The following is a 6,817-nucleotide window of genomic DNA, read 5'->3' as shown; positions in this document are numbered from 1 at the left end:
CATGATAACTACACCTGCCTTTTCAACTTGTACAGGTAAACTTCAAAATGATCATCCCATTTCTTTAAATCCATGACCTTATATTTTTCACCTTCAATTTCGAAGTAGCTGTCTTTATTGATTGAGCTATCGGTATCACAAAACAATCTGTTCGTAATATCAATTTGAAAGCCATCCTCGAACACTATACTTTTGGTATATGGCTGAAAATCTGCATAAATGGATTTAATATATGAAGCTGAATCAGGGCTTGAATATATTTTTACTAACGAATCATTGAACATCACTCACACCCGACCTTTATTTTAGGAAGCGGCAATGCTGATTTTATATATTCTGGAATACCTCCACCTTCAAAAGTAATGCTGCGTTCTCCCTCGGTCTTCTGCTTGTAGCCAACACTATCTTTGTTTTTATAAAGATAGACAGCTAATTCAGCAATTGTTCCATCATATTCAGCGGAAAGTTCAATTACATTACAATAAGATAATGCAAGCTTCGATGCCTGATTAATAAAGTGATTAAGAATTGTATCCTTAGAAGTATCGGCTACATCTATCCCAAGTAACATTTTTACAATCTCAAGCATAATATCATTCCTCCGTTTCTCTTAGTGCTTTTATAATTTCTGCCTTTTTCATATTTCCTGCTTTAATACCCTTTGAAAGAGCCATATCTTTCAATTCCTGATATGTCAATGATTCAAATTCTGTTTGTACTGTTTGAGGATAATCCTTATAGTAACAGCCTTGAATATGAGCATTGAGTGTTTCAAGAGAGTTATATTCAATATTGCAATATGGACATCTCAAAAACATCACCATCCTTAAATTTAATAGGGGATGCACCATAAGGCACACCCCCAGTTTTTATAGAATTATCCCAATAATCTGCAAGCAAGCTCAGAATCTAAAGTCTTAACTCCGCAAAGCATATCAATTGAAATGACATCCTTTTTATACTGGCTATTGTAGTCATAAATAACTCTTAAACCAAAACCGTCATAGTTTACAATTGCCTTCTGCTCGGAACTCAACCCTCTTGGCAATGCCAAAGGTCTGCTTACCAATGCAAACGCATTCTTATGAAATGCAAGGTTAGCAGTATGTGTAGAAACAATTGTTACATCAGTGTCATTGGCAATGTCTGTGGTTGCAGGATACAGCTTCACTGCAATTTCACTTGCAGCGGCGGTAGTATCTTCTGTTACTACATAAGATTTTCCACTGATTGTTATAACGTCACCTTTAACAAGCGTTCCAGTAAGATTAGTTCCATCAATCACAATTTGAGTTGCTCCAGCACTAACCGCACCTTTAACTTTGATTGTACCTTCGTCTCCTGTCAAAGTACCCTTGGTGTGCTTCTTAACATTCTGATCCATAAAAATATTGAATCCGAATTTTCTACCAAGAGAAGCTTCTCTCAATGCTGTGCCATCATCGCCTACTTTATCTGCTTCATGGAATGTAGCCAATTGAAGCAATTTGTCTTCCGCAGCAGTATCAATAACAAGGTTTCTGTTTGCAAAAGGAACTTTATTATCATTTAATACCTTTCTTGCCCCAGTAATATCACTGATTTCTGAAGGGGTACTTCCTGCTGTGCCGAAGTTAAATGGAATCTCATTATAAAGACCCAATAAATACTGGTCAATTTTATTTGCAAAACCCTGCATTGCTGGAATCAGCAATTGCTCACTAAAATCCTTGATGTCCATAGTAAGCTGTTCAGAGGTTACTTCAAAAGAAACATCCAAAAGTTTATCCAATACCACTGATTCAGAGCCTTCGGTAGCATCCTGAATCTGAATACCTGTACTCCTATTAAATTCCTGTGCTTCAAAGTTCGCTGGCTTCCTAATTGTAACGCTATTGCCCACTCCAGCAACAAATTCCTGTGAATAATCCCTATGTACCAAGCTCGCCATAACTGTATTGTTTCTTAATTGCATCAATGCTTCTTTCGCTATAATAGATGGAGTTAAAATTGTATTTCCCATAATAAATCACCATATCCTTTCAAATTTTTATTTACTTCTCGCTTTGATATAATCTTCCATTGATAAACTTTCCAAGTTGCTTTGCTTACCGTCATTATCCTTTGGGGGAACATACCCATCACCTTTCAGCCTTTGCTCCACTGTTTTCTGAACATATTGACTGAATGTATCCTCAAAAACCTTTACATTCGAAACAGTGGTCTGTTCATCCGCACCAATAAAAAAATCTACCAATTCAATCGGTAGACTCTTCTCTGTTGCTATTTTTATGGCTTTATTTGTGAGTGACTCCCTCTGTTTCTCATGTTTCATCTTTTCAATCTCGGCTCTTAATTTTTCAACCTCAAGCTCCTTTTCATCTTTTTCGGGGAATCTCTTTTTGATTTCATCAATGAGCAGTGCTTCCAGATTATTTACTTTCCAGGTCTCAAGCCCTTTCTGTAAATGCTTATCCTTTACAGAATCAGCCCATGATTTCCCTTCAGGCGTTTTATCGATATATTCCTGCACTCTTGCAACGGTCAATGGATTTAACCCCTGCAAATATGCAGTTACTTCTGAAGCCTTACCAGCTTCACTTTTCAAAAACTCTTTTACTTCTTCAAATGTCATAATAAAAATCCTCCTTATTATTTCGCCCTCTTAACTCTGATGGAACTAAGAACGCAATATTATTTATGAAACAAAAAAACTGCTCCCCACTAATGTAAGGAACAGTCTCTTTATTAACAGTACTATATATTTTCAATGGTTATAACTCTGACCAGCTTCTTTTTAGCTTTTGTCTGGTTAAAGGTGTAATGTGTTGCGGACTTGATATATGACCCTTTTGATATGTCCTTTTGGATATTGACCTCATATCCAAAATCTGAAAGGATGTATTTTATCATTGAGCCGAGAGCCTTTCTTAAGGTATAGTCCTTATCAATATCAAAATTTGCACTTATAGGAAAATTCAACTCGATATCTTCGATTATACCTTCTAAGGCTGGGCGGTTTTGTCCACATGACATTATCATCTTGTCAATGCTCTCAGGCTTGCACATGAAGTTAAAAACATTTTCTACTTCAGAAACATTTTCATACTTAATATACTTTCTATTCTCTGGCTCTTGGAAAAAATCTTTATAATTCATAGCCCACTCTCTTATACCTTTATTTTAGATATGTACTTTTCCCATATCTAAAATTATTATATCACTTGGAGATTAAATGTCAAATAATATTTTTGTTAATGTCTTCCTCAGAAGCACTTGCCTTTTCAGTTTTATATTTCTGCAACTCCACCGTAGGATTTTCAATAAACGGCAATAAAGTAAGCAGCGTTTCCTGCGAACAAACATCTTTGAGTTTAACAATTACATCCGCTAACCCAACAAGGTCTGTAGGAAGATTTCTGGTAAATTTTACTGCCACATCCCGATAATCAAAGACCTTGCCCTCTTTCTTGCGGATATATATAAACAGATTTTTTAGCCTTTCCTTGATGACCTTTTCCATAAAAGCTTGTCGCATTGATACCCTATTTTCAAGATTTAAAAGTTTATTTCTAAGTGCCAGTGACGAAGTATTGGAAGCCCAGTTCTCATTGAAATTGACCTCATCCATCATGTCATAGATTTTACGTTCAATATTCTCAAGTTCATTTTTGACAAAAGAATCATTGATATCCTTTGTGAGCCACTTGACCGCTCCACCCTTTGGCACTTGAATAATTCCCATCTGCTTCATTTTGAGCAAATCTTCTTCCTCAATTTTTGCGTTTTCGATAATGAGATATGCATTTCTGTGGTCGGCAATTTCATTGACCAAGTCAGAATTCAAAGCGTTATATGAATCAAAAAGGCTTATCAAATCCTCAAATCCGCTTTTTCGCTCACTATTGGCAGGGCATACAATGACGGGTACTCTGCCGAATATATGATTGTGTTTTCCGATAAGCTCAATTTCAGAATCCTTAATCAGCTTATAATGTAGTATTTCTGCATCGGTATAAACGTCAAGATATTCTGTATCATCGAATCTTCTTTTGAATTTATGTATAGCCAGCAGAACATTTCTCTCGGCTGTACCATCCTCCAAGACATAGCACTCCAATGGTGTCAGGATTGTAGCACAGAATTCCCCATCGGTATTAATGTAATTCAACTCATAGCTTTCTCCATAGATTTCACTTTGTTTTCGCAGGGAAATATTATGTTCCTTGTCCCAATGGCTGCTATTCCTGTCAATGCAGTTAACAATATCCTTGTCATCACTTTTGGATATAAAATTAACAGGCTTACCAAGGAGGTATCCTGTTTCATTATCTACAAATTTACGAGGGAAGTTGAATATCAGCTTACGGTTGCTTCTGCTGTCCTGCATGTCATAATCTTTGAGTATGCTGTGGTTTCCCTCATAATAATCTTTATATTTCTGCTTGATGCTGGAGTTACTCTCCAATTCGGTAAAGCACTGTTTTATAAGGCTTTCGGTTATTTGCAAAGTATCACTTCCTTTCTAAAAATGGGCATAAAAATAGCCCTAAAGTAGGGCTTAATCTAAATCGAACTTTTTTATTTCAAAGTTTGGCGGGTTATCCGTTATGTACATACTTAAGTGTGCAGGATTATATACTTTCCCATTTTTGTCTTTGTAGCTTATGCTAAAGACTTTATCATTTTCTATTCCGCTGTTTTTTATTAACTGCTTTACAGAATCTATTCTATCTTTATACTTTTCATCAATACCCCATGCCAGAATAACTCTATCAGCTTTTTTAACTTCTTCTACAATATATAAATCATTCTTTCGATGATTAGCACTTTGCAATTCCTTATTGAGTGTCTTAGTATCCTTGGTTACCAGTGAAAAGATGTTTAAAATGACAACTTCATTATATCCATCCTTTACTCCTATATTTGATGCAAGTCTATTCGTTTTATCAAACAGCAATTCATCAGAATAAGATGGATTAATTAGTATAAATACTATTTTACGGTCATTTAGCTGGTGTCGAGATGATGAATATTTTCTTCGCAGTATAAATCTGTGTCTCCCATCATCAGAAAAAATGCTCTCAATTGCTATATCCCCAGTATATTTTTTTATATCACTCATTTTTTTAAGCATCCTTTCAAAATAACAAGCTCCTATCAAAAAACCTGATCCTCTGTACTCCCTGCACTAATTGTACAGCGCCATACAGGCTATCAGGAGCATCATCGTGCTTTGCACCTTTGTTATAATCTTTTACTTGATTATTATATCCTACATTGGAAGGATTGAACAATATGTGTCCTTTCTTAATATCCGGCTCTAAAGTAATAATTCTTTCATGCTTCTGTCCTTTTGCAACCACCTCTTCAACAGGAGCATATATTTTATTCTGCCATAGCTGCTCTTCAAATTTCTGCTTCATATAGCTCTGTGCCTGTGTAGCTTCAAAGCCGATTTTTTCTACAGGATAATACTGCAATTTTTCTATTACGACTGAAAACAAGTCATCTGGTAAAAGCTTATAAATTGAACCATCAACCACATACATCTGATTAGTTTTTCTGTGCTGTCCAAGAATTGTAATAGCAGAATAATCATTTCTCTTTCCTGCCTTAATTGCAGGGTCAATATACATAATAACCTCAAGCTCCTCATACTCAGGCAGCTTCTCCCAAAAGGATATGTTCTGGAATATATAATCATCGGTACTGCGAGGATCATTCTGCATTTCCTTGTAAAAAGACTTATCTCCCATAGCCTGTTTCTTGCACATGAGATAATAATAATCTAAGTATTCAGACCACAGGATTTCTGTACCATCCAGCATTTCCTCCTGATGATCATAAAAAAAGGACTTTGCAGTTTCAATCCTGTCTAAGTCCTGAAGGTTATTATATTTTGCTTCCCATTCACTCCAGAGGTCATCCCTTTCTGCCCAACATATTATTGAAGCTTTCCTTATGCTTCGGACTCCTGGGATTTTACCTTTAAGCAGGTCAGCCATAAGGTCTTCCTCATGCAGCACTGTTCCCACAACGAGAATATTTGTATCTCTTGTTCCTATTGGTATAACCACATCGGTAAAGGTGCATTTTACTTGCTCACGTTTGGTTTCCGACTTTGCAGTATCATCTTTGAGAAGGTCATCCAAAAGAACAAGCTGCGGACGATATTGTTTAAAGTGGATACCCCTCAAAGAACCATCAATACCACGAATCATTATACAGGCATCTAAACCACCTCTACCACGAATCCATATTTCATTATTGTTCCAGCGGTTTCCTTTAAAGATGCCAAAGTCCTCAATCAACAACTGGTTATTCTCCAATTCGTCCTTAATCATATCAAGGAATGGAAGAGCAATCTGCTCTGTTGCCGATATAATAAGTGTAAAGCATGATTTACAGTATAGTGTTGAATATAGCGGAAATAAAAAAGAGTTGATTGTGCTTTTGCCATGTTCCCTTGGCAATCCGAAAGCTTCAATCAACCCTTTATTGTCCAGTATATATTTTAATTCTTCAAATAGCTCCTTGTGAAACAGCCCAAACTTGCGGTCAAAGTATTTTGGGAAGTAGCACAGAGCAAAAAATTCTATATCCATCTCGCCCAGTAACCTGCGAAGCTCCGAAAATGAAAACTCCCCGACAAGCTCTTCAATCTTGTTCGGGGAGAAATATTTATTCAGGTATTTTTTTAGCAAAAGGTTCTGGCGGTGATGGTCTTGATGTACTTGCATCGCATCACCTCGGTATATTTTCTTAAAGATTCATTAATTCCTCGATTAAAGCTATATATTCATTGTCACTTAAATTACTGAACAAAACAATAGAC

Annotated in this window: 8 protein-coding genes; all 8 read right to left on the bottom strand. The window is 36.2% G+C overall.

Features of this window, described 5'->3' with window-relative positions; all coding sequences use genetic code 11:
- Positions 1-283: 283 nt before the first annotated feature.
- The 8 genes from A7D23_RS14405 to terL all read right to left on the bottom strand — a co-directional run bounded on the left by A7D23_RS14405 (position 284) and on the right by terL (position 6,722).
- Positions 284-589, bottom strand: a complete 306-nt coding sequence (locus tag A7D23_RS14405; protein ID WP_068884252.1) for a phage head-tail connector protein — start codon at positions 587-589, stop codon at positions 284-286.
- A gap of 4 nt (positions 590-593) precedes the next feature.
- Entirely contained in the window at positions 594-851 is a 258-nt protein-coding gene (locus A7D23_RS14400) for a hypothetical protein (protein ID WP_068884251.1), read from the bottom strand.
- Between the two features lie 26 nt (positions 852-877).
- On the bottom strand, positions 878-2,002 hold the full coding sequence (locus A7D23_RS14395) for a P22 phage major capsid protein family protein (protein WP_068884249.1): 1,125 nt from the start codon (positions 2,000-2,002) through the stop codon (positions 878-880).
- A 27-nt stretch (positions 2,003-2,029) separates the two neighbouring features.
- Positions 2,030-2,614 carry a DUF4355 domain-containing protein gene (locus A7D23_RS14390; protein ID WP_068884247.1) on the bottom strand — a complete coding sequence of 195 codons (585 nt, stop codon included), beginning with the start codon at positions 2,612-2,614 and terminating at the stop codon, positions 2,030-2,032.
- A 122-nt stretch (positions 2,615-2,736) separates the two neighbouring features.
- The gene (locus A7D23_RS14385; RefSeq protein WP_068884246.1) at positions 2,737-3,138 is read right to left on the bottom strand and encodes a hypothetical protein; all 402 of its coding nucleotides are present in this window, start codon (positions 3,136-3,138) and stop codon (positions 2,737-2,739) included.
- A gap of 79 nt (positions 3,139-3,217) precedes the next feature.
- Entirely contained in the window at positions 3,218-4,489 is a 1,272-nt protein-coding gene (locus A7D23_RS14380; protein WP_068884245.1) for a phage portal protein, read from the bottom strand.
- Between the two features lie 51 nt (positions 4,490-4,540).
- Entirely contained in the window at positions 4,541-5,104 is a 564-nt protein-coding gene (locus tag A7D23_RS14375; RefSeq protein ID WP_068884243.1) for a DUF1643 domain-containing protein, read from the bottom strand.
- Positions 5,105-5,120: 16 nt separating this feature from the next.
- Positions 5,121-6,722, bottom strand: coding sequence for a phage terminase large subunit (gene terL, locus A7D23_RS14370; protein WP_207644972.1), 1,602 nt, complete (start codon positions 6,720-6,722; stop codon positions 5,121-5,123).
- Positions 6,723-6,817: the final 95 nt, after the last annotated feature.

It is taken from the genome of Dehalobacter sp. TeCB1 (assembly GCF_001707455.1).
Classification (GTDB): Bacteria; Bacillota; Desulfitobacteriia; order Desulfitobacteriales; family Syntrophobotulaceae; genus Dehalobacter; species Dehalobacter restrictus.
The sequence above is the reverse complement of the archived record's forward strand: the minus strand, read 5'-3'. Positions and strand labels throughout refer to the sequence as shown.

Excerpts from the sequence above, each read along its gene's own strand:
- terL (WP_207644972.1), bottom strand. The coding sequence starts at position 6,722 with ATGCAAGTACATCAAGACCATCACCGCCAGAACCTTTTGCTAAAAAAA.
- A7D23_RS14395 (WP_068884249.1), bottom strand. The coding sequence starts at position 2,002 with ATGGGAAATACAATTTTAACTCCATCTATTATAGCGAAAGAAGCATTG.
- A7D23_RS14400 (WP_068884251.1), bottom strand. The coding sequence starts at position 851 with ATGGTGCATCCCCTATTAAATTTAAGGATGGTGATGTTTTTGAGATGT.
- A7D23_RS14405 (WP_068884252.1), bottom strand. The coding sequence starts at position 589 with ATGCTTGAGATTGTAAAAATGTTACTTGGGATAGATGTAGCCGATACT.
- A7D23_RS14375 (WP_068884243.1), bottom strand. The coding sequence starts at position 5,104 with ATGAGTGATATAAAAAAATATACTGGGGATATAGCAATTGAGAGCATT.
- A7D23_RS14390 (WP_068884247.1), bottom strand. The coding sequence starts at position 2,614 with ATGACATTTGAAGAAGTAAAAGAGTTTTTGAAAAGTGAAGCTGGTAAG.
- A7D23_RS14385 (WP_068884246.1), bottom strand. The coding sequence starts at position 3,138 with ATGAATTATAAAGATTTTTTCCAAGAGCCAGAGAATAGAAAGTATATT.